This window comes from Microvirga massiliensis, assembly GCF_001006805.1.
Classification (GTDB): Bacteria; Pseudomonadota; Alphaproteobacteria; order Rhizobiales; family Beijerinckiaceae; genus Microvirga; species Microvirga massiliensis.
In genome coordinates, this window is sequence record NZ_LN811353.1 from 682991 (window position 1) to 709153 (window position 26163).

The window sequence follows — 26163 nt, forward strand, 5'->3', positions numbered from 1 at the left end:
TTAGGGCCTGTTAGCGCTTGAACCGGTCGAGGGCAGCAGCAAGGCAGAGAATGCTCTTGAAGGAAGAGGCGGTCTTCTCGTAGCGCGTTGCAAGGGCTCGCAACTCCTTCAGCCGCACCCAGAGGTGCTCGACAACATTGCGGTTGGTGTTGAACCGTTCCGGGTTCTTTGGCGACTGTTTGGTTTGTCTTTTACGCGGCCATTGGGGCGGCCTCACGCTGCATGGAGTAGCGGGCGTCGGCTTCGGCCGGCGGCACGTTGCCGACGGGTTCGAGCAGGCGACGGGTGTTGAACCCGTCCACCCACTCGAGCGGGGCGAACGCGACGGACGCGAAACTGCGCCACGGCCCGCGCCGATGGATCACCTCCGCTTTGGAGAGGCCGTGGATCGTCTCCGCGAGGGCGTTGTCGCAAGCGTCGCCGAGGCTGCCGACCGAGGGCTCGATTCCGGCTTGCGCCAAGCGCCCGGTGTAGCGGATCGCCGCGTCTTGCGAGCCGTACTGGGCCTGATGCTCCAGAATCATCCGGACCGCGGGCTCGGTCCTCCGGGGAATATGGCGGGGTTCGCTTCGTCATGGCTCCATCCTCTCAAGGGCGGGAGCCTCCGGCAAACCCGGGGCGGTTCACTCTTACGCATGTCGATTACATCGCGCCCCTGGTCAAAGCAGGAGGGCGCCGAATACTCATTGCAGAATGTCGTAAGATCCGTGCCGAAACACGCGGCCGGCCTTCATCACGAAGTCCACCTTCATCGTAACCGAGATGTCGGCCAGCGGATCGCCCGGCACCTTCCGCGGCACCCGTATGGACGGCCAGGGGCAGATCGAGCTGCTGGGCCGTCTGCGCGAGGCACTGCATCTCGTCCTCGAACCACGTCACCTTGGCCGGGTCATCGCCGAAACTCATGTAGCCGCCGGTGTTCATGGTCTTGATCCAGTCGCCGCCGAACGCATGCTCCATGCGAACGAACTCGCGGATCTTGCCAGGCGAGTCGGCGACTCTCGATAAACCCAGGCGGCAGCGGCACGGGAACATGCCCTGCGCGTCCGCGTGCCCACCCGTGGCGCTGATCATGTGGGCCGCCACGACTAGGCGGGGGCCGTGCACCCGGCCCGCCTCCAGGGCATCACGCAGATTGATGGTCGGCCAATCAGGGTCCAAGGTGCCCATATCCCGCAGAGTGGTGAAACCGTAGCGCATGTATTGCTGGGCATGGTGCAAGCCGTCGAGGGCTTTGGCCGCGGAGCACTGCAGCGTCTGCTGTTTGAGGTTGAGACCGTCCAGGCAGAGGTGAACGTGGGTATCGATGAAGCCTGGAGCGATCGTTCGGTTGCCGAGATCGATGACTGGCGCACCCGCCGGTCGCCCAACCGAGTCGGCGACCTCGGCGATGGCGTCGTCCTCGATCAGGATCTCGGTGGGCCCACGGAGTGTATCGTTGAGGCCGTCGAAGACCTTGCCGCAGATCAGCACTGTCGTGGCCATTGATCGCCTCCGCGAGCAATGATCGCCGCCAACGCGCCGGCACTATCATCGGTTCCCGTCCGCGCCGGTTATCAACCCCACGCTGCGCCCTGGCCTCCTCCGCTCGTCGTATAGGAACACCGCATCGGCCGAACAATCGAATAGCCCCGGCGTTATAGGCTTAACAGGCCCCTTTCTATGGAAGATGCTGGGCTTAGCGGGTATCGGCATGGCCGATGGCGCTACCGATGCCGCAACATAGGCGTCAAACCGCGCTTCCCCGCTTGCCTCGCCATTGCCGCCATCCGTCACTGTCGTGCACGAACCCCTTCCATGAGCCCCCGGGATGCACTCGGACGGCGGCTTTCTGACCCAGATAAGGTTGAGCAGGATGAAAGAAGGACAAGTGCCCTCAAAACGCCATAGTAAACAGAAACTCCGAAAGGGGGCTGAGACATGCTCTCGAAAGGTTTGCCCATGAGGTGGCCAGTCGTTCTTATCCCCCGTCTAGTCTGCGCGATAGCGCTCGGTGCTCTGGTGCATTCGCAGCCGGCATCAGCAGTGACGATGCAGGAATGCAGCACAAAGTATAAGGCGGCTCAAACCGCCGGAACACTTGGCACGATGACCTGGAACGAGTTCCGCAAGGCGCAATGCGGAACAACTGTTACGGGTCCGGCATCAACTGGCGCAACCAGCACTCCACCATTGCAGAGGCGGCCCGATACTACTGCGAAGCCCTCTGCCCCGGTGCCGACAGGTGGTGCTGTTTTTCCTTCAGCGATCGCTTCGAAATACTCGAGTGAATCGCCCGGAAAAGCACGGATGCATACCTGCCTGGATCAGTACAGGGCAAACGAAGCTGCGGGCGGATCCAGCAATGCGGGATTGAAGTGGATTCAAAAGGGTGGTGGCTACTACTCGCAGTGCAATGCCCATCTCAAGAGCTAGGGTGGTCATCAGTCACGGTTCTGGCCGCTTCGAGGTGGATTTCCGTGGTGTGCTCGTATTCGGCGATCGGTAGTGCCGACGCTTGCATCTTGGTTCCGTAGTGGACAATCGCATGTTGGACACCGCCGCAGGTACGTTCTCACCAGATTTGGAGCGGTCGCCTAGAACTTGGCTGATCGAACCAGGGACGACACGGATCATCGTCGGTATCTTCTTCTTGATGGTGGCAAGTTTCGTTCTGAGCGCCGCTCTCATGAGACAGTTGAATGAGGCACGCGATTGGGTATTCCACACCCGCGAGATTCAGAGCAAGATTGACGAGATCACTTGGGACACCCTAGCCCTTCAGAACGGTTTGAGGGGCTATATCTTGACGGGAAATGATGCGCAGTTGGCGCTTCGCGACAAGGCTCGAGCCGAGCTTCTTCCCGACCTGGCGGACCTCGCGGAACTCATGGGGGAGAATGCCAGCTATCAACGAGAGGTCGATAACCTACGCAGGCTCGCGCAGGAGCGTCTCGAACGCGTCGATACGATTGTCGAAGTGCGCCGGCGGGAAGGCATGGAGGCAGCTCGCACGCTGGCCGAGACCGACAACGACGCGAATCTGACAGCCGCAATCGCGCAGCTGCGCGGTGAGGAGGAACAAGTTCTCCACGACCACCTGTCCAGCGAGAGGCGCAATTCACAATTTGTCTTTGGTGCACTAATCCTGTCAGTAACTGCCGCTTCAAGTCTTATTTTCATCACTGCATTTCTGATGAACCGCACGTTAGCTCTTCGGGATGCTATACTGGGAGAGCAGAAAGCGTTGCTCGCGCAAAAGGATCTCATGATGCGCGAGGTAGACCACCGCGTCCGTAACAGCCTGACGCTGATTTATACTCTCCTGACCTTGCATCGTCGTCAGGCGGCAGACAATGATACTTTGGCAGTGCATCTGGATGACGCCGCTCATCGGGTGCTCACCGTCGCAAAAATTCACGAACGCCTGTACAAGTCTGAAACGCCGGACCGTGTGGAGATCGGCCAATATGTCCGCGAGCTGTGCTGTGAACTGGTAGCATCGCTGGCAAAAGGAGACGCGGCGCTGGTACATGTTGAAGCCACTCCGGTCGCCGTGGCGGGAGAGATTGCGATCTTGCTGGGCCTCATTGTCACGGAACTGGTAACAAACGCGCTCAAGTATGGCGGCGTGAGTACTGCTGCACCAATCGAGGTTTCACTGGAGCGAACCGAAGCGGGGCTCTCCATCATTGTTGCAGATCATGGCCAGGGTTTATCCCCGGATTTTACACCTGAGGCGAGCCAGGGACTCGGCATGCAGGTGGTTCTCATGCTGGTGAGACAGCTCGGCGGCGATTTGAGCGTCGATCGAGCCTGGTCCGGAGCACGGTTTGTCGTGGTGATCCCAATGCCAGGCCTTATCTCTTAAAAAGGCGTTCAGTCAGTCAAATCTCTTGGAGCGTGGGATGCGGCGTCAGGCGCGTCTGCGCCGCAAGGCGGATCGGGGCATTCACCGCGCCGAAGCCGGTGTAGTTGCGCCGTTCCACGATCTCGAAGAAGAAGCCGCCTTCGAGAGTTTTCGTGTACACTTGGTAGTACTCGGTATTTCCCTCGCTGTCATACAGGATGTTCCCGGCCCGCAGGCGCTCGACCTCGTCCGCGGAGAGATCCGCCCTGACTTCGAGATCGTCGTAATAATTTTCCGGAATCGGCAGAAGCTCGATGCCGTTCACCTTCAGGCGTTCGACGGTCGCGAAGATGTCGCCGGTTGCGAGCGCGATGTGCTGGACGCCCGACCCGAAGAGCTCGTTCAGGAACCGCGATGACAACGTCTGGCGGCTCTGGGAGGCGTTCAGCACCAGCCGGAGCGAGCCGTCCCGGGTTTCGACAACCTGGCTTTGAACGACGCCACCCGGGTCGATCACTGTCTGGACGGGTGTCTTCCGCACGTCGAGCAGCGAGGTGTAGAACAGAAGCCAGGTCAGCATCTCCTCGTAGTGCATCGACTGCGAGACATGGTCGATGGTCAGCAGCCCCGCGTCGTTGGCGCCGTCCTCTTCGAAGGACTCGAAATCGACGTCCCAGAGGCGATCCAATCCGGTTTGATGATCGATGAAATAGAGGAGGCTCCCGCCGAGCCCCCGGACCGCCGGGATGGTCATCTCCCCGGGCCCGACCGGCTGCTGGAAGGGTTGGTCCAGAAGCGTGACGGCTCGGTCCGCCGTCCCAGGAGCATCGTCGACGCGGAGCGCCAGGGCGCATACGGAGGTGCCGTGCGTGATATTGAAGGAATGGGCGAATCCCTCCTTCTCCGAATTCAAGACGATGTTGATGTCGCCCTGCCGCCAGCGCGTCACCGCCTTGGAGCGATGCACGCCGGCCTGCCGGAACCCGAGTCCACGCAAGGTCTGCTCGAAGGAAACGGCCCCGCGTTCATCGACCGCGAACTCGACGAACTCGATGCCGGAGCAGGCGGCTTTCGGCGGAAGCTCCGGGTGGCTGGGAAGAGCCTCCCCCGTCCTTCGACGAAGTTCGTCGAGCATGACGATGAGCGAGCGCTGTCCGTCAACGGCGACACTCCGTGCCGAGCCGGCCCGAAAGCGATCGTTGAAGATCTCGAGCGACAACAATCCGTCGAAGGCGGTCGCGTGGAGGGCAAGCATGAAATCGTCGATGGGGAACTCGCCCTGGCCCGGGAAGCAGCGGGAGTGCCGACTCCAGGACAAGTAATCCATGTCGAGCTTCGGCGCATCGGCCATCTGCACGAGGAAGATGCGGTCCGGCGGGATCGAGCGGATCGCCGACAGATCGGTTCCGCGGGCGAGGATGTGAAAGGAATCGAGCACGAGCCCGACGGCCGGGTGGTTCGCCCGGCGCACGACCTCCCATGCATCGCGGTAATCGTGGATGTGCCGCCCCCAGGACAGCGCCTCGAAGGCGACCCGCAGGCCGCGCCTCGCGGCGCGTTCGCCGAGTTCGTGGAAATCGGCCGCGGCTCGCTCGATCCCGCCGAGCGAGTCCGGCGAGACGTTGCTGCACACCATGAGGAGATCGCATCCGAGCTCCCCCATGACGTCGAACTTCCGCTCGGCCCGGGCGAACACTTTCGACCGCTGCAGCTCGGGCATGCCTTCGAAGTCGCGGAAGGGCTGGAAGGTGATCGTCCTGAGCCCGAGATCCTCGATCATCCGCCGCGCATCGGCGGGCGTGCCGTTGAAGGAGAGCAGGTCGTTCTCGAAGAGCTCGATGCCCTTGAACTGCGCATTCGCGATGGCCTCGACCTTCTCCGTGAGAGTGCCGCTCAGGCAAACGGTGGCAATTGCGGTTTGCATGCTCGTCGCTCCGGTTCTCTGCGGTGGTCACGATCCATGATCGATCCTGGCCCGTTCGCGCAGTGAATGCATCTTCTAGCTGATCGTTCCGGTGGCGAGCGCGTGCTCGACACCCCCTGCCACGTGACGGGTCAGCACCTCGCAAGCGCGCGCCGAGTCCCGTTGGATGGCACATTCCAGCAGCGAGGCGTGCTCGCGGGCTGCGATCTCGCCGCGGTAGCTCAACGCGATCATCTGATAGCGGAGATATTTGTCGAAGACCGCGGCATGCGTGTCGATCAGCATCTTCGATCCGCAGGCTGAAATGAGCGCCTGGTGAAACTGCCAGTCGTATTGCTTCCAGGCCTCGGTTCCGCTCCTGTCACCTTGGTCCATGCGCTCCTCCATCCGGGCCAGCCGGTGATGAGCGGCAACGACGCGGCCCTCCCATTCCATGTCGCCGGCCCGGAACGACTGCTCCAGCGCGCGGCATTCGAGCAGTTGCCGGAGCGCTGCGATCTCCCTCAGATTCTCGATTGACACGGGCGTGACCACGAAGCCCTTCTGGCCTTCGGCAATGACGAGCCGCTCGGATTGCAGGCGGTTCAGGATCTCGCGGAGCGTGCTGACGCTGGCTCCGTAATCGGCTTTCAACCGATCGAGCTTCAGCTTCCTGCCGGGCGGAAGACGGCCGAACACGATGTCGGCCCGGATCTTTTGGTAAGCGCTTTCGCCGACCGTCGGAAGCTGCGGGTTTACCGGCACGTCGTTCATCGCAGGGCGCCGCTGTCCAGGGTATGGGCCACGCATCCGTTCACGTGGTGCGTGAGCACCTCGCAGGCTCGGTCGGAATCGCGCGCGAGAGCGCAATCGAGCAGGATCCTGTGCTCCTCGGCGGCAATCTCCCCGCGGAAGACGACCGCCACCATCTGATAGCGCAGATACTGGTCGAAGACTCCACCATAGAGATCGAGAAGGGTCTGCGAGCCGCAGGCCTCGATCAGCGACTGGTGGAATTCGCGGTCATAGCGCTTCCAGAGTTCCGTTCCTTCTCGATCCCCCGCCACCATCCGCCGCTCCATGAAGGCGAGCTTGTGATGCGCGGCGACGACGCGGCTCTCCCATTCCAGGTCGCCGACCGCGAAGGACAAGGAGAGGGCATAGGTCTCCAGGAGCAGCCGCATCGCGGCCACGTCCTGGAAGCCGGCCGGTGAAACCGGAGTCACCTGAAATCCGCGCTGTCCTTCGGCGAGAACGAGACCCTCCGACGAGAGCCGGCTGAGGATCTCCCTCAAGGTGCTGACGCTCGCCCCGTAATCCTTCGCGAGACGATCCAGCCGGAGCTTCGTGCCAGGAGCGAGACGCCCGAAAACGATGTCGCTGCGGATCCGGTCATAGGCCCGATCCGCAATCGATGTTGCGAGCAATTCGATGCTCATACGGCAACCAGCCCGTTCCTGAGCACGGCTCAACCTCCCGAGGCGTCCCACCTCGCGACACCGCGCTGCGCGAGACGGAGATCTGACTAAAACGAAAATATCATAGAATTTCCGAAATGCGTATTGATTTCGCAATCATCGGAGAGGATAGTGCCCGCCAAGACGCAAGCCGATGCGCGGGAATTCGGGAGAGGAACACATGGCACTCAGCATAAACCGTCGTTTTCTGATGTCCGCAGGCGCGGCCCTTCTAGCGTTGGGGGCCGCCGGATCCGCCACTGCGCAAGCGCCGACGAATTTGCGTTTCTCGGCCGTTTTCTCGGAGCAGGATATCCGGGCGGAGATGATGAAGCGCTTCGCCGAAGACATTAAGGCGCAGGGCTTCACGCTGCAGCCCTATCTCGGTGGAACGCTGTTCAAGCAGGGCACCGAGCTCGTGGCCATGCAGCGCGGCAATCTCGAGATGGGCAATATCGCGCCGCAGGACATCTCCAATCAGATTCCGGCCTGGTCCATCGTGACGTCGGCCTATCTGTTTCGCGACGCGGACCATCTCAAGAAAGTCTTCGCGAGCGATGTGGGCCAGCAGCTGAAGAAGATGGCGTCGGATCAGCTCGGGGTCCACATTCTGGGCCCAACCTATTTCGGCGCCAGACAGGTCGGCCTGAAGCCCACGAAGAAGATCAACACGCCTGCCGACATGGCCGGGATCAAGCTGCGCATGCCCGGCGGCGATGCCTGGCAGTTCCTCGGTGAAGCGCTAGGAGCGAATCCGACCCCGATGGCCTATGCCGAGGTCTATACCGGCCTGCAGAGCGGTGCGATCGACGGGCAGGACAATCCGCTTCCGAACGTCCAGAACATGAAGTTCTACGAGGTCAGCTCGCAGATCGTCCTGACCTCGCATCTCGTCGGGTTCGATCTCCTGGCGGTTTCGAACAAGGTCTGGAACGCCATGAGCCCGGAGAAGCAGGCCGCCTTCCAAGCGGCGGCCGACAAGGCCATCGAGTGGAGCACCCAGGAACATCTCAAGAAAGAGGCGGAGCTCGTCGATTTCTTCAAGGCCAAGGGACTCGAGGTCTATACCCCGGACGTGAAGGCCTTCCGCGACTTCGCGCAGAAGAAATACCTCGCATCCGATCTGGCCAAGAACTGGCCGGCCGGCATGCTGGACAAGATCAACGCGATGTAACGCATGACCTATGAAGCCGCCGGGTGTGACTGCCTGGCGGCGTGCCTTCGAACCGCGGCCTGCCACGCAAGGGACCCTTCGTCGTGATCAGGATTTTACGGATCGTCGGGCCCTGGCTCGCCGCACGCGCCGAAAACGTGGCAGCCGCGATGCTCGCCACGATGTTCCTGGCCTTTCTCCTGCAGATTGCTTTCAGGTATCTGCTCGGTCTTCCGATCGGATGGACGCACGAGCTGAGCGCGATCCTGTGGGTCTGGCTCGTGTTGTGGGGCGCTGCGTTCGTCATCTCCGAACGTGAAGAGATCCGGTTCGATATCATCTATGGCGCTGTGGGACCGGGCCCGCGCCGCGTCATGTGCATCATCACGGCCGTTGCGCTCATCGCGCTCTATCTCGTGTCGCTCCCGGCCGTCGTTGACTACGTGACCTTCATGAAGGTGCAGAGCACAGCCTATCTGAAGATCAGGTTTGACCTGCTGTTTTCGATCTACGTCGTTTTCGCGGTCGCTGTCGTCATCCGCTACATCTGGCTCGCGTGGCAGGCTTTGCGCGGCGTCGCGCCGGAAGAGTTCGATCCCACCAAGGCAAGTTCGGGCGTATGAATTTCGCAAGCCCTTTCTCGCTCTCGCTAGTGACGATCACCGCGCTCGCCTTCCTCGGCCTGCCGATCGGCCATTCGATGATCGCGGGCTCGATCCTGTATCTGTTTCTCGCCGGCCAGGACATGGGGATCGCCGCCGAGCAGCTCCTCAACGGAATGTACAGCAACTACGTCATCCTCGCGGTGCCGCTGTTCATCCTCGCCGCCGAGTTCATGAATATCGGCAGCATGACCGATCGGCTCATGGTGTTCTGCAACGCGCTGGTGGGCCGGTTCCGCGGTGGCCTCGCCCAGGTCAATATCCTGCAGAGCATCATCTTCGCGGGCATGTCCGGCTCGGCGATCGCGGATGCCGCCGGGACCGGTCGCATGATGCAGGTCATTATGACTCGTGGCGGTCGCTACACGGCGAGCTATGCGGCAGCCGTGACGGCTGTGTCCTCGGTGATCGGACCCATTATCCCGCCATCGATCCCGATGGTGCTCTATGCGCTCGTCTCCGATGCCTCGATCGGCTTCCTGTTCCTCGGAGGTGTGATTCCGGGTCTGTTGATGGCGCTCAGCCAGATGATCATCGTCGCCATCACGGCGCGCCGCAAGAACTTCCCGGTCGAAGACCCCGTTCCGCTGCGCAAGCTGCCTCGGATCACATGGGAGGCGTTCCCGTCGCTGATGATGCCGGTCGTTCTGCTCGGCGGAATTTACAGCGGCGTGATGACTCCGACGGAGGCCGCGGCCGTCGCAGCCGCCTATGCTCTCCTGATCTCGGCGGGTCTCTACCGGAGCGTGAGCTGGCGCGATTTCTACCGGTCGGTCGCCGTCAGCGCCCGAACGACCGCCTCCATCGGCATGCTGATCGCTGGTTCGCTGGTGTTCAACTACGTCGTCACCATCGAGAACATCCCGGACACCGTGCGAGCGCTCCTCGCGGGATGGGATCTCTCGCCGGTCGGATTCCTGATCCTCGTCAACATCCTGCTGTTGCTGCTGGGCTGCGTGCTCGAAGGAACGGCCATCCTGCTGATTGTTGTCCCGGTCCTCATCCCGACCGCAAAGGCGCTCGGCATCGACCTGGTACATTTCGGGGTCGTCGTCGTCGTCAACATCATGATCGGGCTGATCACGCCACCCTACGGGCTGCTCCTGTTCATCATGGCGAACATCTCCGGAGAGCCACTGCGCAAGATCGTGCGTGACACGCTGCCATTTCTCTTCGCGATGATCATCGCCCTCGCAATTCTCACCTTCGTGCCCGCGACCGTCCTGTGGCTGCCATGGCTCTTCGGCTACCAGGGATGATCGGCCCACCTCCTCGAGAAAACCTGCATGACCAAGCCGATCTACGTCCTCAATGGACCAAACCTGAATCGCCTCGGGACGCGCGAACCGGACGTTTACGGCCGCACTACCTTGGCCGAGGTGGAGGTGATGTGCCGTGAGGCGGCAGCCGGCCACCCGATTGTGTTCCGGCAGTCCAACCGGGAATACGAGCTCATCGAATGGGTGCACGAGGCGATCGACGAGGCCGGCGGGATCATCATCAATCCGGCTGCCTTCACGTTCACCTCCATGGCGCTCATGGATGCCCTGAAGATGTTCCCGGGGCCTCTCGTCGAGCTGCACATCTCGAACATCCACAGGCGCGAGCCGATCTACCACAGGTCCTACATCTCGCCCGTCGCGACGGCGGTCATCGCGGGTCTCGGCGCCAACGGCTATCCGACCGCGGTCCGGGCGATGCGCGAGCTCATCGCGGCAAGGCCCGCCCAATCGGCAGGCGCCTGACTCCGGGATCACGTGAGTGCAATCACCCGAAACCAGTCATCAGGTCAGCGAAGGCTCCGGGTTCTGGGCCTATCCGTCCGTTCTCGTCGGGCTCGTCGGCGCCGGCATTCAGGCCTCGCGTACCCCGCGCCTGCACGAGCGGGAGGGGGCAGCGCAGGGGCTTCGCTACATCTACAAGCTGATCGATCTCGAGGCGCTCGGCATCGATGCGAGCGCCCTGCCGGAGATCCTGACCGCTGCGCAGCTTTTCGGCTTCGCCGGGCTCAACGTCACCCATCCCTGCAAGCAGGCCGTGATCCCGCTCCTCGATGAGCTGTCGCCGGATGCGCGAGCGCTGGGGGCCGTCAATACGGTCGTTCTGAAAGACGGCCTACGCATCGGGCACAACACGGATTGGTGGGGGTTCGCGGAAAGCTTCCGACGCGAGTTGCCGGATGTTCGCAAGGATCGCGTCGTTCAGTTCGGCGCCGGCGGCGCCGGAGCCGCGGTCGCCCACGCTCTTCTGACCCTCGGGGCAGGGGAGGTGATCGTCGTCGATATCGACGAGGTGCGGGCCCGCAACCTGGTGGCCGCTCTTTGCGAGCGGTTCGGTCCTGGCCGTGCTTCCGCGAGCTCGGCTCCCGCCGAAGCGATGGTCCTGGCCGACGGGATGGTGAACACGACGCCGCTCGGCATGGCGAAGTATCCCGGCATGGCGGTTTCCGCCGAGCTGCTGCGGCTCGATCTGTGGGTGGCCGATATCGTGTATTTCCCGCTCGAGACGGAGCTGCTGCGCGAGGCCCGGGCGCGTGGCTGCCGCACGATGTCAGGCGGCGGCATGGCCGTTTTCCAGGCCGTCGGCGCATTCCGCCTCTTCACCGGGCGCGAGCCGGATACTGGACGGATGCTGCGTCACTTCGCGGAGATGTGATTCCGCGGGCTACAGCCCTTTGTTTCGTCAGCGCGTCAGCACGCTCACCGCGAACGGCACCAGGATGGCCGTGAGGAGAGCGTTCAAGCCCATTGCGATTCCCGCAAATGTTCCTGCGATCGGATTCACCTGGAACGCTCGCGCAGTTCCAATACCGTGAGAAGCAAGTCCAACCGCGAAGCCCCGAGCTCGCCAATCGGTGATCTTCAACGCGTCCATCAGGGGCGTCACGATGACTGCTCCCAGAATGCCGGTGAGGATGACCAGCACGGCTGTCAGCGAGGGGTCGCCCCCAAGGCCTTCCGCGATCCCCATGGCCACTCCCGCGGTGACGGATTTCGGGGCCAGCGATGCAAGGATGGAAGTCGGCATTCCAAAGGCACGTGCGATCGCGAGAGCCGAGACAAGGGCGGTCACCGAACCGGCGAGGAGAGCAAGAGCCATGGGAGCCAGGGCACGCAGCACGATGCGGCGGTTTTCATAGAGCGGGATTGCAAGGGCCACGGTCGCGGGCCCCAGAGCGAAATGCACGAACTGTGCGCCGTCGAAGTAGGTGCGATAGGATGTGCCGCTGAGCACCAGGACACCCGCGATGATCCAGATCGAATGAAGCACGGGGTTGGCCAGCGGATGTCGATTGGTTGCCGCGGAGACCCTGTCGACAATCACGTAGACCAGGAGGGTCACGGTCAGCCAGAGCAGTGGCGTGCGGGAGAGATAGACCCAGAGCGCGAATGTCGATCCCATCACGCGTCTTCCTGCTCGTCTCCACGACCGAGCCGTCGCGATGCCGCACCGAACACCGAAACCGTCACGAGCAGGGTCAGGAACGTCGAAGCGATCAGCGCAATCGCGAGACCCAGGCCATGCTGGGCGACCACGTCGAGGCGCTCCACCACGCCAACCCCGGCCGGAACGAACAGGAGTGAGAGATGAGCTAGAAGCCCATGACCTGTTCTTTCCATCGTTCCGTCCCGAAGTTCCACGGGAGCGAGATCCATCCGTCGATCTCGCAACACGAGGATCATCAGGAGAATGGCCATTCCGATAACGGGTCCCGGAACAGGCCACCCGGTTCCGCGGGCCACGACCTCGCCGATGAGTTGGCACAGGAGGATAAGCGTCAGGCTGAGGATCACGGGCGGCTCACCGGGCTGCCGCGGAATCGCGACCGAAAGGCCGGACCGGAATGAGAGGGAATAGAGTGGGCTCGCTTGCTGAAACGCATAGACGGTGCATCCCGTAGCGGACGGACGACTTCCTGTTCTCCGGGAATGTCAGTTTGCTGAACAGAGTTCCAGTTGGGCGAACTTCACCAGCCTTCTCCCGGCAAAGGGGCTGGGGTGCTCGTGTTCGGTGGTGACTGAGAAATGCCGTCTGCCAAGGCCCGAAGTCGTGGGGCAGCATGCGCCAGCCCACGCCGGCATGGGCCATAGTGGGCGCCCTTCCAGCGAGCACTCATCCTTGCCTATTGCCTTCTCCTGACCTGGTTCTTGCCGTTGAAAGGTTGGTGTTTCCATCTGAATGTCGGTCTGTGAAATCTGACAGGGCCCTCGAGTCACCCGTTGGGGTTAAGCTCCCCACGTGAGGCCGGATCATGAGGCGACGGCCCGCGCGGAGCGGACCATGCGACCTTCGCGTTCTTTCCTGTCGTTGCGCAGCTCTCTGCCGGCCAAACTTGCCTTGGTGGCGGCCCTGTTCGTGCTCGCCGTCATTGCGCTGCGGAGCCTGACCCTGGATCGCCTTGCGCATATCGATGCGGTCTCAGGGGAAGTTCGTAACCGCTGGCTTGACTCGGTCCAAATCCTTGGGAGCTTGAGCCATCACGTTGCGGTAAGCCGGATCCAAGAGGCCGAGATCCTGTTCAACCGGGATCGGTCAGGAAGCTGGTCCCGCTCGGACGACCTCCAGCAATCTCTCGATGAGGCCGAGCAGGACATTGAGCGCTATCGCTCGGTCCTGCATGACAGTGACGAAGCAAAGGCTTTTGACGACTTTTCGAAAGATTGGACCGAATACAACAAGCAGGCGCAGGCACTCATGTCCCTGGCGCAAGGGGAGCGGTGGGACGAGGCGATGGCGCAGTTCAAAGGACCTGCACGCTCCAGCTTCCTGCAAGCCCGTGCCGCTCTTCGCCGCCTGACCGATCTCACGGAAAGTAAAGCGGACGCAGCCCGCCAGACCGCCGCCGACGCCATTGTGCGGGCGCAGCGCTTCGTGTCCGATTTGACCTTTTCCGTTCTCTTCCTTTTCACGGCCCTGATTCTCTACGTGTGGGGCTCCTTTTCGCGACCGCTCCTTGCCCTTGCCGGTCGCATGCAGCGTCTTGCCGCGCACGACGCGGATTTCTCGGTTCCCTTCACCGGCCGGCGAGACGAGATCGGAGACGTGGCGCGCGCGCTCGTCGTCTTCCGCCGCCATACGGTCGAACTTCTAGAGTCGCGCAAGAGTCTTGCGACGCAAGCCGAGATGCTGGCGGGCTCCCTCGATAAGGAGCGGGCGCTTGCGGCCGAGCAGCGGAACTTCATCAGAACAATGTCGCACGAACTCCGCACGCCTTTGACGAGCATTGATGGCCAAGCACAGCGCTTGATTGCTACCAAGGACCGAGCGTCCCCTGACCAGATCGCCAATCGCGCGCACAAGATCAGAGCAGCGGTGTTCCGGCTCACCAGTCTCGTGGTAAGCTTGACCGGTGCAATCGAGATGGCACACGAGTCCATCGAGCCTCGGAGGCGCCGCTTCGACCTTGCCCGGATGCTGCATGATCTCCGGCACTATTACTCCGAGATTGGCATGGGTGACACGCTCGAGGAAAAGATCGGGGACCTTCCCGAAGAGATCACCGGCGACCCGATGCTACTCTACTATGCCTTCAGCAACCTGGTCTCGAATGCCTTCAAATATTCGCCGGACGACGGTACAGTCACGCTGACGGCCAGAGCCGAGGATGACTTTGTCGAGGTCGTGGTCGAGGATCGTGGCGTGGGTATACCGGCGGGCGAGATCGATCGGGTCCTGGAGCGTTTTTATCGCGGCAGCAATGTCGGCTCGATTCCTGGAACGGGGGTCGGGCTCCATCTGGTCGACCAGATTGTTCGCCGACATGGCGGCAGCCTCCGGATCGACAGCGAGGTGGGCCGGGGCACCAGGATAACGGTGTCCTTGCCCATCGTGAGTGCAGACGGAGTATCGTCGGAGGATGCGCTTGAGCAGGATCCTGTGTGTCGAGGACGACGAGGAGACAGCGAGCCTTCTGATGGAGGCTCTGAGCGAATTCGGCTACACGGTTGAGCATGCGTCCAACGGCGAACTAGGCTTGGCCGCAATCCTGTCGGAACGGCCCGATTTGGTGATCTGCGATGTGCGCATGCCGCGTATGGGTGGCTTCGAACTCCTGGAGAAGGTGGCGGCAGCCGGCCCTGCCTTTGCCGAGATTCCATTCGTGTTTCTCACCGCGTATGGCGACCGGGACAGCGAACTCACGGGGCGGCGGCTCGGCGCGGATGACTACCTGACCAAGCCCATCGATTTCGAGATGCTCGGCGCGGTCATCGAGAATCGGCTCCGGCGCCGGCTCGAGCGCTTTGGGCCGACAGAGATCCATCTGACCGAGCGCGAGAGGGAGGTGCTGACTTGGGTCGGACGTGGCAAGACTTCGGCCGAGATCGCGATCATCCTGGGAATCCGCGAACGCACGGTCAACTTCCATTGCGATCAGGCCATGAAGCGGCTTGACGTCATCAACCGCATCCAGGCCGTCGCAAAGGCGATGGCATGCGGCCTGATCACGGCGTAGCCTGGAACTTGTGCCGCTGGCATAGTCGCATCCTCGAGCTCCCGCCAAAAGGTGGCGGGAGCTGCCCCTATCATTTCCAGCTCATTGTCTGCCAATCTCAGGATCGTGAGCAGGTCGCCAGTACGATCGTTCGCTTTGATCAGTACTGGAGCTTATCGAATGTTTCCCATCTCCTGCTGATAGTGGAGATTGGGATAGCCAGCAGCTGTACATCCGGGCGAGCCCTGCAGGCAAGGCGGCCACAGTTCGGAAGGTGCATAGCCTGCAGTACGAGGTGGGATCTCTGTACCCAGCCGCTGGACACCGGTTTGGTACGCCAATACATGGTGATGATAGACTCTGGGAGCGGCCTGCGCCATGGAGGATGCCGCGAGAAACGTGGCAGCCGTAAGAGAGGCGAATCGCAACGAGAGCATGGAAACCTCCTCATATGAGTGTTGCGTCGAACGGCTCGAGCAACAGCACTCGCGCCGTTGCCGACAAAGATTATTCCTGCACCGTCGCTCGTCAGCCTGCTAAATCTCACAGTCATTCTGCCAGCAGGGTGGCTGATGCCGAATGTTCCTTGAGGGTGAGCGCTCTTTTGGGTAGGAGAACATCCCTCTGTCAGATCTCACAGGTTGCTGCCGGATTGTTGCGGCCGCATTTCCCTCTGGGCGAGCGGCTGATCCTTCGATGCTTACTTTTCAGGGAAGAATGCAGTGCAACGCACTCCGATCATGGAATACCAATCATGGAATACCAAAGTCACAGCAGGTAAAAGATGGGTGATTGGAAGGTCTGAGCGACTGGGCACATAACGATACTCCTTTTCGTGCTGGTTCTTGCGCTCGATATTGGTGGCGCGGGAGCCATCCTCGCCATCGGAATGGCTGAGGCGCATGGTCAGCACAGCAATATTCTTGCCGGACCGTAGAAGGATGGGTCGTGAGGAAGGCAAGAGGCGGCGCCATCATACGCACCGGCTTCAGCACGAGAGTATCAATGGGCATTCATCAATATTGACTGCCTGGGTCGACAGCCATATCGCTCATGCAGAGAAGAATACTGGCTCTTCCAATTACAGTAAAATCTATTGCGATGCCTTACACTTCGACGATCGGTAAGGAGAGGGACGGTGTCTGGCACAAAGCGGTAATACGCTGAAGATCTGCGGCCGGCTCGAAAGCAGACGGTCTCCGATAATTTCAATCGACAGAAACGTCAATTTGCCAGACCAACTGCATCTGAACGAGAAAAGGCGCGTCAATGCGGTTGTAAAAGGGATCTTTACGTGGCGAAGAGCAGAAACGGCGCCTTCGCCGAGGTTTTCCTGCGGAATCCGGGCCACACGATCATTCCGCCCGACCTTTGGCCCGAAAAGCCTATGTGCAGTTGCGCACCGTGAAGCCGCTCCGACTGATCAAGCTCCATTGGCCGGGCCTTGCTCGCGTGGAGGGCGACAGCGGAGGTCGTGCATGGCGGGTTGCCCTATGACGTGCCCCAAGCCTGCAAGCCTGGTCCAAAGCCCTTCGGGCCCGTCCCTCGAAACCGGATCGAATCGCATGCGACGCGCGGCACGACGATGAGGAGTTGTGCTTCGCGCTTTTTGATCATGCACAGGTCGCCGAGGTGAGTCGCGAAATTGATCTCGACCGGGATTGGTTCTGGAAGATCGCAGACCGATACCATGTCGGCGCGCCCCCGCCCTGACGCACGCTATCCCGCGTCCGAGTCAAACGACGTTTCTTTGAGCAGGAGACCGGGGATTTCGTTGTCGCGGAAACGGAGCCCGCACGGTAGATGCACCGGCCCGAAGGCTCATCCGCTTCGAACGCGCACGAGCCTTCGGCCGTCAGTTCCGGCCGGAGCGCCAGATCGACAGGATGATCCAGAGGCTGTTCACGAAGGCGACTACGTAGCCGGCCAGGCCGAACATGGAGAGCAGCGACACGCCGAACAGGGTCGGCCCGCCCGGAACGGTCATCACGATGGAGGAGCCGATCACCAAAGAGGCCGTCATCACGCCGATGGTCCCGCGATCGATGGCGCTGTCGAGCCGGGCGCCGAAGCTGTCGAGCCGCTTCAGATCGAGCTCGACCCGCATGCGGCCCTGTCGCAGGTCCTTGATCAGTCGCGCGAGATCGCGCGGCATCGACGTCACGAGGCCGAGGACGTCGCTGAACGTCGACTGGCCGCGCCGTATCGCCTCCACGGGCTGGTAACGCTCGCTCATGGCGCGGTCGAGGAACGGCTTGACGCGCGCGATCAGGCGGAACTCCGGATCGTACTGGCGGCCGAGCCCTTCGAGGCTGATCAGCGCCTTGAAGAGCAGCGTGAGATCGGCCGGCAGCACAATCGCGTGATCGCGCAGGATCGCCGAGACTCTGTGCAGCAGCACCCCGACCCGCAGGTCCTTCAACGGCACGTCGGCGAAATCGAAGGCCAGCTCGCCGAGATCGGCGGCGAGGCGGCTCTCGTCGACCGCGTCGCTGCCGCGCCAGTCGAGAAACACGTCGAGCATGGCCTGCTCGTCGTGTCGCGCGAGCCCCGTCAGGAGATCGATGATCTGGCTTCTGCGCCCCGGCGACAGCCGCCCGACCATGCCGAAATCGATCAGCGCGATGCGGTTGCCGGGCAGATACATCACATTGCCGGGGTGCGGATCGGCGTGGAAGAAGCCGTCCACGAGGATCATCTTGAGCACGGCATCCGCGCCCCGCGCGGCGAGCTCCGCGCGGTCGAGGCCGGCCGCATCGATCGCCGCCAGATCGTTGCCGCGAATGCCCGTGATTTCCTCCTGGACGTTCATCACGGTGCTCGTCCAGGCCCAATAGACGTGCGGGACGAGGATGTCGGGATCGTCGGCGAAATTGCGCGCGAAGCGTTCCATGTTGCGAGCCTCGACAGCAAGATCGAGCTCGCGCGCGAGCGAGCGGCGCAGCTGGTCCACCACCTGGACGGGCTGGTAGAGCCGGGCCTCCACGATCTCGCGCTCGACCAGGCGCGCGAGATAGGCGAGGATCCTGAGATCGGCGTCGATCTTCGCCTCGATGCCGGGGCGGCGGATCTTCAGGATGACCGGCGTGCCGTTCGTGAGCTTGGCCCGGTGCACCTGCGCGATCGAGGCCGCGGCATAGGGTTCGCGCTCGAGATCGACGAACACCTCGAACGGAGAGCGGCCGAGCGCCTCCTCGAGCTGCGGCAGGAGCTCGTCGAACGGGACCGGCGGCACATCGCTGTGCAGCCGGGCGAGTTCCGTGGTCCAGGCCGGTGGCAGGAGGTCTTCTCTGGTCGAGAGCATCTGGCCGAGCTTGACGAAGGTCGGCCCGAGCGCCTCGAAGGCGAGCCTCACGCGCTGCGGCGGTTCGAGATGCGCGACATCCTTGGCTTCGCCCCATTGCAGGATCTGTCCGGCGCGCTCGAGCAGCGTCGCGATGCCGGTGCCGCGCACGAGATCGCCGAGCCCATACCGGATGAGAACCGAGCTGATCTCGCGCAGGCGCGGCAGGTCGCGGACGGCGTTGAACACCGGCTGGCCTATTTTGCCTTCCTCGTTTCGGACAGATCTCGCAGCGCATCTGCCACGCCGGCCAGAACGCCGCTGGCGAGCAGCGCCATGCGGATGCTTGTTCCGCGCATGGTCGCGAGCCCGGACGTCGCGCCTTCGCCCATCCGGGTGGCGAATTCCCCCATGATGCCAGCGACCCGGGCGCTCGCCTCCGCGCCGACCGCTTGGACGTGGCTGGCAAGCTCCGTCATCTCGCGACGCAGGTTTCCGCTCATCGCTTCGGCGATGCGGTTGGCCGTTGCGACGTAGTCCTCTTCCAGCTTCCGCAGGCTGACCAGGGCATCCTTCAGGTCATTGTCGGTGAAATCCTTCCCGCGCGACGAGAGCTGCTGGAGGGCATTGTGCGCGGCATGCGCCGATTTCAGGAGCGCCTCGTCGAGTTCGCGCACCGAATCGGCGAACACTTCCCGGGCCTTCTCGCCGCTGGCCGCCGTCTGCTCGGTCCGCTGGCCGGTCACGGTGCGAACGATGTCCGCGACGGCCTCGGTATTGACCCGGCCCTGCTGCAGAACCTGACTGGTCAGTTCCCTGACCCGCTGCCTGATGACTCCGTCTTCGTCCGGCGAAGGAGGCGTCGCCTGCCCCGAGGACTCGCTTGGCTCCGGCATAGGCTGCTCCATGGGTTGTTTCCGCCGGGCAGCTTAGCGCGATTTGTGGCCGTCTTACAGGAAGGACGGCGGAACGGCGGAGCGCCTCGCCTGGAATTGTACAATGACGGACGAGCAGCGGCCCTGGGCAGCGGGTCCGATCCGTCGCGTCATTTCCAGCTCTCGACGCGCCGGAAGAACATCTGGCCGAGCAACAACCGCGGAACCAATGCAGGAGAGGAACGGTTCTGCAACGTACAAACCCTCGGTGCCGCGGCGGTTTGGTTTCCTCCGGCGGACGAGCGCCAAGAAGATGTGAGGCACGTCATGATGATCAGATGGATTGTGAGCGCAATCGCTCTATGGATGGCAAGCTCAGCCGCGTTTGCGCAGACCATCGACGTCAGGGTCGGGAATCGTGTGGTGCACGCAACCGCGCGGCTCGCCTCACAGGGGCTCGGCTATTCGGTCCTGCAAGACAGAGGGCCTCAGGAATACCACCCTGTCCAGGTCACGTGCATCAATGGAGCCTTTTCCAGAGTCCTCTGTCCGACCCCACGGTATGACGCCTTCTGTCCGGATGGAAGGATCGTTTGTCACTGACCGGCGATAGACGACGACTGCAGCGCATCCTTCGCTCTTCAGCTGTTGGCGCTGCGGACCGGAGCCCTTAGGCGGAAGAACTTCGAACGGGTGATGGTCGACACCATCGAGGGCCATCGCCCGTCCGACCGAATCTAGTGCGCGAGAGGCTCTCGCTACGCCTCTGCCCCCGTGAACAGGCTCTTCTTGATGACGGCGTGGACTCCCCAGTTGCCGTCGACGACCTGAGTGACGCCGAAATCGACTCCGACCGACATCAGGGTGATCGCCTCGTCCTCGGTCAGTCCTTTCGTGGTCATCAGGAAGGTTCGCATCTTCCGGAAGGCGTCCCTCAGGGCAAGATCGACAGAGGACTTTTCATAGATCGCCTGCTGTGCCGTCGGGCCGAGATCCTGGAGGTAGTTGGCGAAGCTGAATCCGTGCAGCACCCATTCATCCTGCGTCTCCAGCAGCGGGTAATTGAGCTCCGCGAGGGACGTTCCCTCAAGTGTCTCCTTCTTGTGCACGATGATCTGGAAGGTCCCCGTGAGGGAGCATTCGATCGCTGTTCCGCACAACTCGGAATCGCCCTGCGACGCGTGGGGATCGCCGACGGACAGCAGCGCGCCCTGAACGGCGACCGGGTAATACATGGTTGCGCCCTTACCGACGCGCCAGTTGTCGATATTGCCTCCGAAATAGCCCGGCGGAATGGAATCGACGTAATCCGCCTCCTTGGGAGCGACACCGATGACTCCGAAGTGTGGTCGGATCGGGATGCGCACGTTCTTCAGGATGCCATGGTTTTCTTTGACGGTGCTGTGGTCCACTGGAACGCCCGGGTAATCGATGATCTTGTGAACGACCCCGAATGGATCGGTCTGCGGCGTCCACTGGAAATTATAGACGGCCTTGGCCCAGTTCCGCTGCCCGGTGGCATCGATCTCGAAGATCGTAACGACTTCGCGGGGCTTCGGCTCGGTGATCAGGTCCTTGTAGTGAAAGCCCCACCAGGCTGCGGCGGTGCTGCCGAACGCCTTGCCGGCATGCGCGGGATTCGCGCAGGGGCGCGGCTTGACGTCCATGATGCGCACTTCGAGGATATCGCCGGGTTCGGCATTCCGCACATAGACCGGGCCGGTGCAGATGTGGACGCCGAAGCCTTCTCCCGCGCCGCGCCCCATGAGCTTGCCGTCGAGCGGACCCGCGCCCCGTCTGTTCACGGCCTTCTGGTCCTTGGTCCAGAGATAGACGCTCTCGGCGCCGGGATCCCCTTTGATCATGCGCTCGGCGTCGTCATTGGCATGATGGGTCAGGGCTTCGATGGTGACGTAATCCCCGGAATCGATTTCGACCGCTGGCTTCAGCAATTTGCTGAAATAGCCCCAGTGGACTGTGTCCGCGGTCGCGGGAAGATAATGGTGGTTCGGCCGTCCCTGCCGTGCAGCGGCGGTCTGAGCCTTCGCCGGTGAAACGAGCGATGCGCCGGCGCTGCCCAGGGCCGTGGCGCCGGCGGCGCTTACGAAAGCTCCTTTTAGAAATCCGCGCCGTTCGGCATCGAGCTCGTCGAGAAGCTTCCGGCGATGGAGCTCGAATTGCGGGCAGTTGTGATCATCCCCTGCGCACATGAGAATTCTCCCCTGCAGCCGGCAACCGCCGGCAGGTTCAACTCTGCTCCTGAGCAAATCCCTTGCCAACCCTGCTTGTGATTGCCGCCCGCTGACGCGTTCGAGCGAACCGACCCGTTGCGGCTGCAGTCCAGCCGTCACATCACACTTGCCCTGCGCACGGTCCGGCGTGTGCGGGCGATGGCCAGGATACGATCGAGGTCGAGATGCCGTTCGAGATGATCGGCCAGTCCATCCAGCGCACGCTCGACCTGGTTCTCGTAAGCAAGCGTCGAGGCAACACCGAAGCCGGCGAGAAACGCGCGGCGGAAGCTGTCCGCCGCAAACAGGCCATGCACGTAGGTGCCCGCAACGCGCCCATCCGGAGACGAGGCGCCGTCGGGCCGCCCATCGATGTCCAGCATCGGCCTCGCGCAGTCTGGTCCCGAGGTTCGGCCCAGGTGGATCTCGTAGCCGGTGGCCAGGGTGCCCGTCCCACAGTGCGTTCCGTTCACGGGGCGAAGAACTTTGTCTCCGGTCAGCACCGTCTCGATGTCGAGGAGGCCGAGACCCGCCACCGTGGCGGAGATGCCCTCGACGCCCTCGGGATCCGAGATCGTCCGGCCGAGCATCTGATAGCCACCGCACAGGCCGAGCACCCGGCCGCCGCGACGCATATGAGCGGCGAGGTCGATGTCCCAGCCCTGTGCGCGCAGGAACCGGAGATCGCTGATCGTGGCCTTCGAGCCGGGAAGCACGATGAGGTCGGCATCGCCCGGCAAGGCCTCGCCCGGCCGCACGAAGAGCAGCCGGACATTCGGCTCCTGGGCCAGCGGATCAAGGTCATCGAAATTGGCGATGCGCGCCATCACCGGCACGGCGATCGTGAGGGCGCAGCCCGTGACGTCGCGCCCGCGCTCGAGATCGAGCGCGTCCTCGGCCGGCAGGTGTGCGGCCTGCGGCAGCCAGGGCACGACACCGAGGCAGGGCCAGTCCGTCAGCCGCTCGATCGCCGTTACCCCATCGTCGAACAGGCGCGCGTCGCCGCGGAACTTGTTGATCGCGAAGGCCCGGATGCGTGCCCGGTCACCGGGATCCAATACGGCGTGCGTGCCGGCGAGGCTCGCGATGACGCCACCGCGATCGATGTCGCCGACCAGGACCACGGGCACGTCTGCGGCCGCGGCGAACCCCATATTGGCGATGTCGCCTGCCCGCAGGTTGATCTCGGCCGGGCTGCCCGCACCCTCGACCAGAATGAGGGCGGCTTCCCGTTCGAGCCTCTCGAAACTGTCGAGCACGGCCGGCAGAAGGCTCGACCTGCGGGTGCCGAAGTCGCGCGCGAAAAGCGTTCCGGTGCGACGCCCCCGCACGATGATCTGGGCGCCCGTATCCGTCTCGGGCTTCAGGAGCACCGGGTTCATGTGGACGCTCGGGCTCACGCGCGCCGCCCGCGCCTGCACGGCCTGTGCCCGGCCGATCTCGCCTCCATCCGCCGTCACGGCGGCATTGTTCGACATGTTCTGCGGCTTGAATGGTCGCACGCTCAGGCCCTGGCGAACGAAGGCGCGGGCGAGCCCGGCGACCAGGGTCGATTTGCCGACATGCGAGCCGGTACCCTGGATCATCACGGCCGGTGTCCGGACGTCCCTCATGAGATTGTCCCTCGTGTGTGCTCCGCGAACGCCGAACTGCCATGCGGCGTGAGATTCCACACAGGCCAATCTCGCGATCGCGGGAATGATACGACGCTGGTCCCAGTGTGGCATGAAGGCCGATGGAACGGTGAACCGGGATGCCTGTGAAAAAGCAGTACACGGCCGCTGAAGTCCAGGCCGCGATGGACCGGGCCGACTATCAATACTACCGCAAGCTCGTTCGTGTGCGGAACGACGTTTCGGTGGTGGACTGGGCGAGAGCCAGCATCAAGGTTGCCCGCGATGCGAGCGGGCATCAGCTCGATCCCTATCAATGGTCCGGGCGGGGAGGCGATATCGGACACACGTTCCGCCATGTCGATGCGACCGCGGATCCCGGCAAGAGCATCTACCAGGACAGGCAAACCGCCATCCTGGTCACGATGGAACTGCTGAATTCGGCAAAGGGTCAGGATGCCCTGGAGGCGCTCGACACCTTGACCCCGCACGGCGACGAGCGGGATATGACCGCCGGCCCCGTGAACCGGAAGATCGTCAGCACCGTCACAGGAGATTATTACGGGGCCGGCGGCAAGGGGCAGCCCCTTCAAAAGATCAAGACGGCCGTCTGCGAAATCATGAAGCTCGGAGCGGACACGTTATGGATCCACTCGAGCTACCCGAAGCATTTCGTCTAGCGATGATCGTCGACCGGCGTGTCAGGTAAAGTCATCCAGCCGGCTATGGGCAAACTTTGTTATTGCGAGCCGGAGGCGGCGCGCACAGCCCCTTCCATTGCACTGCCGTCATTGCGAGCCGGAGGCGAAGCAATCTACCCATTGACGGAAATGCTCCTGGACTGCCTCTCCCCCTCGCAATGACGAGAAGCCCACTTCGGAACTCAGTACGGATATCCGTTGCAGACCTTCACGAACCCCCCTGGGGCTCTCACCCAATGGCAGCTCGGAAAGCCCGCATACCCGAAGACGACCGGCCCCCAAGGACGGTAGCGGTAAGCGAAATGGGGATGATAGCGGTGATAATGCCATCCTGGGCCGCCGTAACCACGCGGAGCCGCTTCTGCGGGAGCGGCCAGAGCGCCGCCAATAGTCAACGCGCCAGCCACGGCAAGTAAGATTGCACGTGCTTTCATGATCGTTTCCTCGCAGTGATAAGGAAGCCTAGTGCTTCGTCGTTCCTTTATCCTGGAATGTGTCGTCGTCTTCCGTGATCAAGCGCACATGTGCAGAGGCAATGCTTTCCGATACATCGATGAATCTTTGGAGATGTCGATCGGAGCGGCGTTGCGGCCTGTAAATGGGAAACGAGGATCCGGTGCGATTCTGCTTCCGGAAGCGCTGAAAGAGTCACTGGCGAACTTCCAGCGCGCCGGCAGGCCATCGAGCCCCCGGGCGCGTTCATGCTGTGCCAGTTCAATGAGCGGCTGGGGCCGCCGCAGATCCCGCGCTCCCCGTGTCAATCCCAAATCGGCAACGCACCCCTGCAAGGTGATTCCGAGCACATTGCCCGGCGATCCAGGTTGCTATCGTGCCGGCCTGGAGGTTTATGTTAACCATGTCCGTCGCAAGCCAGTTGGGTTTGACAGGAGACCGCGTCGTCTCGCCCGCCCGGCAGTTCCGGCAAGGAGGGGTCGGCCGCGAGATGACCGAGCAAGGCATCGGCATTCTGTTCAGCGACGTTGCCGGAAGCACCCATTTGTACGAGGTGCTGGGCGACCGCGCGGCCCTGGACGCGGTGGAGCGGTGCCTGGACCTCGCATCGCGGACGGCGGCCGCCTGCGGTGGAACCGTCATCCGGACGATTGGCGACGAGCTGATGATCAGGTTTGCCGAGGCCGGGGCGATGTGCGAGGCCGCCGTTGCGATGCAGCGCAGCATGGCAGCGTGGCCGCCCCTAAGCACGCCGCAGGGCGAACTCAAGCTGCGTCTTCGGATCGGGTTCGAGTTCGGCCCGGTGCTCGTCACCTCCGCCGACGTCTTCGGGACCACTGTGAACATGGCGGCGCGCATGGTCGGCTTCGCGCGCGCCGGCCAGATCATCACGACCGGGGCCTGCGCCGCACGTCTCTCGCCGGTGCATGGCGCGTGCACGCGCTCCCTGGACCGCTTCCCGGTCAAAGGCTTGTCCGAGGAAGTCCAAATCGTCGAGGTGCTCTGGCAGCAGACGCAGGATACGACCATCATCCCCGGCTTGGATCATCGCGTCGCGTGGCTCGGCCGATCCGGTCGATTGCGGCTCTGTCATCATGGCCGCGAATGGCAGTTCTCAGGCGACGGCGAGACCATCGCGCTCGGGCGCGAGGCGAGCAATCATGTCGTGGTCGAGGATCGCTGCGCGTCTCGCAAGCATGCCTCCATCGAGCGCCGTCGCGACAAATGGGTGCTAGTCGATCACAGCACCAATGGCACCTTCGTGACCTTCGACGGCGAGCCGGAGTTGAGCATCCATCACGAAGAGCTGCTCCTGCGCGGCGCCGGCATGATCAGCCTCGGCAAGAGCACCGATGACCCGGCCGCGTCCGTCTGGTTCGATCTCGTGGGCGCTGCGTGAGGCAAGCGCCGGCTGCGCATGGACCGGCGCCGACAGGGGGTGACAAAGCCGCCAAAGGCTGATCGGATGCAACCGTTCCAGGCGCAGTCCGGGCCGGGTGGAATCTGCAAGGGCATCATCATTGCGCCGACGGCAGAACTCGGGGGGATCACGATGCGTCCGGGTCTGAGA

Annotated in this window: 24 protein-coding genes and 1 pseudogene; 11 read left to right on the top strand and 14 right to left on the bottom strand. The window is 62.7% G+C overall.

Annotation, left to right across the window (positions count from 1 at the left end; translation table 11 throughout):
* Window positions 1–10 precede the first annotated feature (10 nt).
* The 3 genes and pseudogenes from BN1233_RS15720 to BN1233_RS15730 form a co-directional block, all read right to left on the bottom strand.
* On the bottom strand, window positions 11–217 hold the full coding sequence (locus tag BN1233_RS15720; RefSeq protein WP_046864461.1) for a transposase: 207 nt from the start codon (window positions 215–217) through the stop codon (window positions 11–13).
* A pseudogene (locus tag BN1233_RS15725) lies at window positions 192–503 on the bottom strand (IS3 family transposase); the annotation flags it as partial. The gene BN1233_RS15720 and the pseudogene BN1233_RS15725, both read right to left, overlap by 26 nt.
* 139 nt (window positions 504–642) lie before the next feature.
* Complete coding sequence (locus BN1233_RS15730) at window positions 643–1485, bottom strand: amidohydrolase family protein (protein ID WP_082145472.1); 843 nt, start codon at window positions 1483–1485, stop codon at window positions 643–645.
* Between the two features lie 456 nt (window positions 1486–1941).
* Between BN1233_RS15730 and BN1233_RS51100 the strand changes: the two genes are divergently transcribed.
* Both BN1233_RS51100 and BN1233_RS42950 read left to right on the top strand, forming a co-directional pair.
* Window positions 1942–2415 (top strand): hypothetical protein, encoded by a 474-nt coding sequence (locus BN1233_RS51100; RefSeq protein ID WP_074078306.1) that lies wholly within the window; start codon window positions 1942–1944, stop codon window positions 2413–2415.
* Window positions 2416–2527: 112 nt separating this feature from the next.
* Window positions 2528–3850, top strand: coding sequence for a sensor histidine kinase (locus BN1233_RS42950; RefSeq protein WP_048709264.1), 1323 nt, complete (start codon window positions 2528–2530; stop codon window positions 3848–3850).
* Between the two features lie 16 nt (window positions 3851–3866).
* Here the strand turns inward: BN1233_RS42950 and BN1233_RS15740 are convergent, their stop codons facing one another.
* The 3 genes from BN1233_RS15740 to BN1233_RS15750 form a co-directional block, all read right to left on the bottom strand.
* A complete protein-coding gene (locus tag BN1233_RS15740) occupies window positions 3867–5753 on the bottom strand; it encodes a bifunctional sugar phosphate isomerase/epimerase/4-hydroxyphenylpyruvate dioxygenase family protein (protein WP_046864462.1) in 1887 nt (628 codons plus the stop codon).
* 75 nt (window positions 5754–5828) lie between these two features.
* Window positions 5829–6506, bottom strand: a complete 678-nt coding sequence (locus BN1233_RS15745) for a GntR family transcriptional regulator (protein WP_046864463.1) — start codon at window positions 6504–6506, stop codon at window positions 5829–5831.
* Window positions 6503–7171 carry a GntR family transcriptional regulator gene (locus BN1233_RS15750; protein WP_046864464.1) on the bottom strand — a complete coding sequence of 223 codons (669 nt, stop codon included), beginning with the start codon at window positions 7169–7171 and terminating at the stop codon, window positions 6503–6505. The genes BN1233_RS15745 and BN1233_RS15750 overlap by 4 nt, the downstream gene beginning before the upstream one ends.
* A 199-nt stretch (window positions 7172–7370) precedes the next feature.
* Between BN1233_RS15750 and BN1233_RS15755 the strand changes: the two genes are divergently transcribed.
* The 5 genes from BN1233_RS15755 (at window position 7371) to BN1233_RS15775 (ending at window position 11659) form a co-directional block, all read left to right on the top strand.
* Window positions 7371–8363: a sialic acid TRAP transporter substrate-binding protein SiaP gene (locus tag BN1233_RS15755; protein WP_046864465.1), complete on the top strand. Its 993-nt coding sequence runs from the start codon at window positions 7371–7373 to the stop codon at window positions 8361–8363.
* Between the two features lie 149 nt (window positions 8364–8512).
* On the top strand, window positions 8513–8965 hold the full coding sequence (locus BN1233_RS15760; RefSeq protein ID WP_082145488.1) for a TRAP transporter small permease: 453 nt from the start codon (window positions 8513–8515) through the stop codon (window positions 8963–8965).
* Window positions 8962–10263 carry a TRAP transporter large permease gene (locus BN1233_RS15765; protein WP_046864466.1) on the top strand — a complete coding sequence of 434 codons (1302 nt, stop codon included), beginning with the start codon at window positions 8962–8964 and terminating at the stop codon, window positions 10261–10263. Before BN1233_RS15760 ends, BN1233_RS15765 begins: the two co-directional genes overlap by 4 nt.
* A gap of 27 nt (window positions 10264–10290) precedes the next feature.
* Window positions 10291–10749: a type II 3-dehydroquinate dehydratase gene (locus BN1233_RS15770; protein WP_046864467.1), complete on the top strand. Its 459-nt coding sequence runs from the start codon at window positions 10291–10293 to the stop codon at window positions 10747–10749.
* A 16-nt stretch (window positions 10750–10765) separates the two neighbouring features.
* Window positions 10766–11659 carry a shikimate dehydrogenase gene (locus BN1233_RS15775; protein WP_046864468.1) on the top strand — a complete coding sequence of 298 codons (894 nt, stop codon included), beginning with the start codon at window positions 10766–10768 and terminating at the stop codon, window positions 11657–11659.
* Window positions 11660–11686: 27 nt separating this feature from the next.
* On the opposite strand, the gene BN1233_RS15780 is transcribed toward BN1233_RS15775, so the two are convergent.
* Complete coding sequence (locus BN1233_RS15780; RefSeq protein ID WP_046864469.1) at window positions 11687–12406, bottom strand: LrgB family protein; 720 nt, start codon at window positions 12404–12406, stop codon at window positions 11687–11689.
* Complete coding sequence (locus BN1233_RS15785) at window positions 12406–12798, bottom strand: CidA/LrgA family protein (protein ID WP_046864470.1); 393 nt, start codon at window positions 12796–12798, stop codon at window positions 12406–12408. Before BN1233_RS15785 ends, BN1233_RS15780 begins: the two co-directional genes overlap by 1 nt.
* A gap of 487 nt (window positions 12799–13285) precedes the next feature.
* On the opposite strand from BN1233_RS15785, the gene BN1233_RS15790 reads away from it, so the two are divergent.
* Together BN1233_RS15790 and BN1233_RS15795 are read left to right on the top strand one after the other, a co-directional pair.
* Window positions 13286–14953, top strand: a complete 1668-nt coding sequence (locus BN1233_RS15790) for a HAMP domain-containing histidine kinase (protein ID WP_046864471.1) — start codon at window positions 13286–13288, stop codon at window positions 14951–14953.
* The gene (locus BN1233_RS15795; RefSeq protein ID WP_244470927.1) at window positions 14919–15458 is read left to right on the top strand and encodes a response regulator transcription factor; all 540 of its coding nucleotides are present in this window, start codon (window positions 14919–14921) and stop codon (window positions 15456–15458) included. Before BN1233_RS15790 ends, BN1233_RS15795 begins: the two co-directional genes overlap by 35 nt.
* 679 nt (window positions 15459–16137) lie before the next feature.
* Here BN1233_RS15795 and BN1233_RS46925 read toward each other — a convergent pair.
* From BN1233_RS46925 to BN1233_RS15825, 5 genes are all read right to left on the bottom strand, one after another.
* Window positions 16138–16350: a hypothetical protein gene (locus BN1233_RS46925; RefSeq protein WP_147707279.1), complete on the bottom strand. Its 213-nt coding sequence runs from the start codon at window positions 16348–16350 to the stop codon at window positions 16138–16140.
* A gap of 942 nt (window positions 16351–17292) precedes the next feature.
* Entirely contained in the window at window positions 17293–18969 is a 1677-nt protein-coding gene (locus BN1233_RS15805; RefSeq protein ID WP_244470928.1) for an ABC1 kinase family protein, read from the bottom strand.
* An 8-nt stretch (window positions 18970–18977) separates the two neighbouring features.
* On the bottom strand, window positions 18978–19616 hold the full coding sequence (locus tag BN1233_RS15810) for a DUF6781 family protein (protein ID WP_046864475.1): 639 nt from the start codon (window positions 19614–19616) through the stop codon (window positions 18978–18980).
* Between the two features lie 737 nt (window positions 19617–20353).
* Window positions 20354–21805, bottom strand: a complete 1452-nt coding sequence (locus BN1233_RS15820; RefSeq protein WP_046864477.1) for an acetamidase/formamidase family protein — start codon at window positions 21803–21805, stop codon at window positions 20354–20356.
* A gap of 137 nt (window positions 21806–21942) precedes the next feature.
* A complete protein-coding gene (locus tag BN1233_RS15825) occupies window positions 21943–23439 on the bottom strand; it encodes a cobyric acid synthase (protein WP_046864625.1) in 1497 nt (498 codons plus the stop codon).
* Between the two features lie 140 nt (window positions 23440–23579).
* Here BN1233_RS15825 and BN1233_RS15830 point away from each other — a divergent pair, with 140 nt between their 5' ends.
* Window positions 23580–24119, top strand: a complete 540-nt coding sequence (locus BN1233_RS15830) for a hypothetical protein (RefSeq protein ID WP_046864478.1) — start codon at window positions 23580–23582, stop codon at window positions 24117–24119.
* A gap of 203 nt (window positions 24120–24322) precedes the next feature.
* Here BN1233_RS15830 and BN1233_RS46930 read toward each other — a convergent pair whose 3' ends face one another.
* Entirely contained in the window at window positions 24323–24574 is a 252-nt protein-coding gene (locus BN1233_RS46930; protein WP_147707281.1) for a hypothetical protein, read from the bottom strand.
* Between the two features lie 509 nt (window positions 24575–25083).
* On the opposite strand from BN1233_RS46930, the gene BN1233_RS15835 reads away from it, so the two are divergent.
* Window positions 25084–25992: an adenylate/guanylate cyclase domain-containing protein gene (locus tag BN1233_RS15835; protein ID WP_082145489.1), complete on the top strand. Its 909-nt coding sequence runs from the start codon at window positions 25084–25086 to the stop codon at window positions 25990–25992.
* Window positions 25993–26163 lie beyond the last annotated feature (171 nt).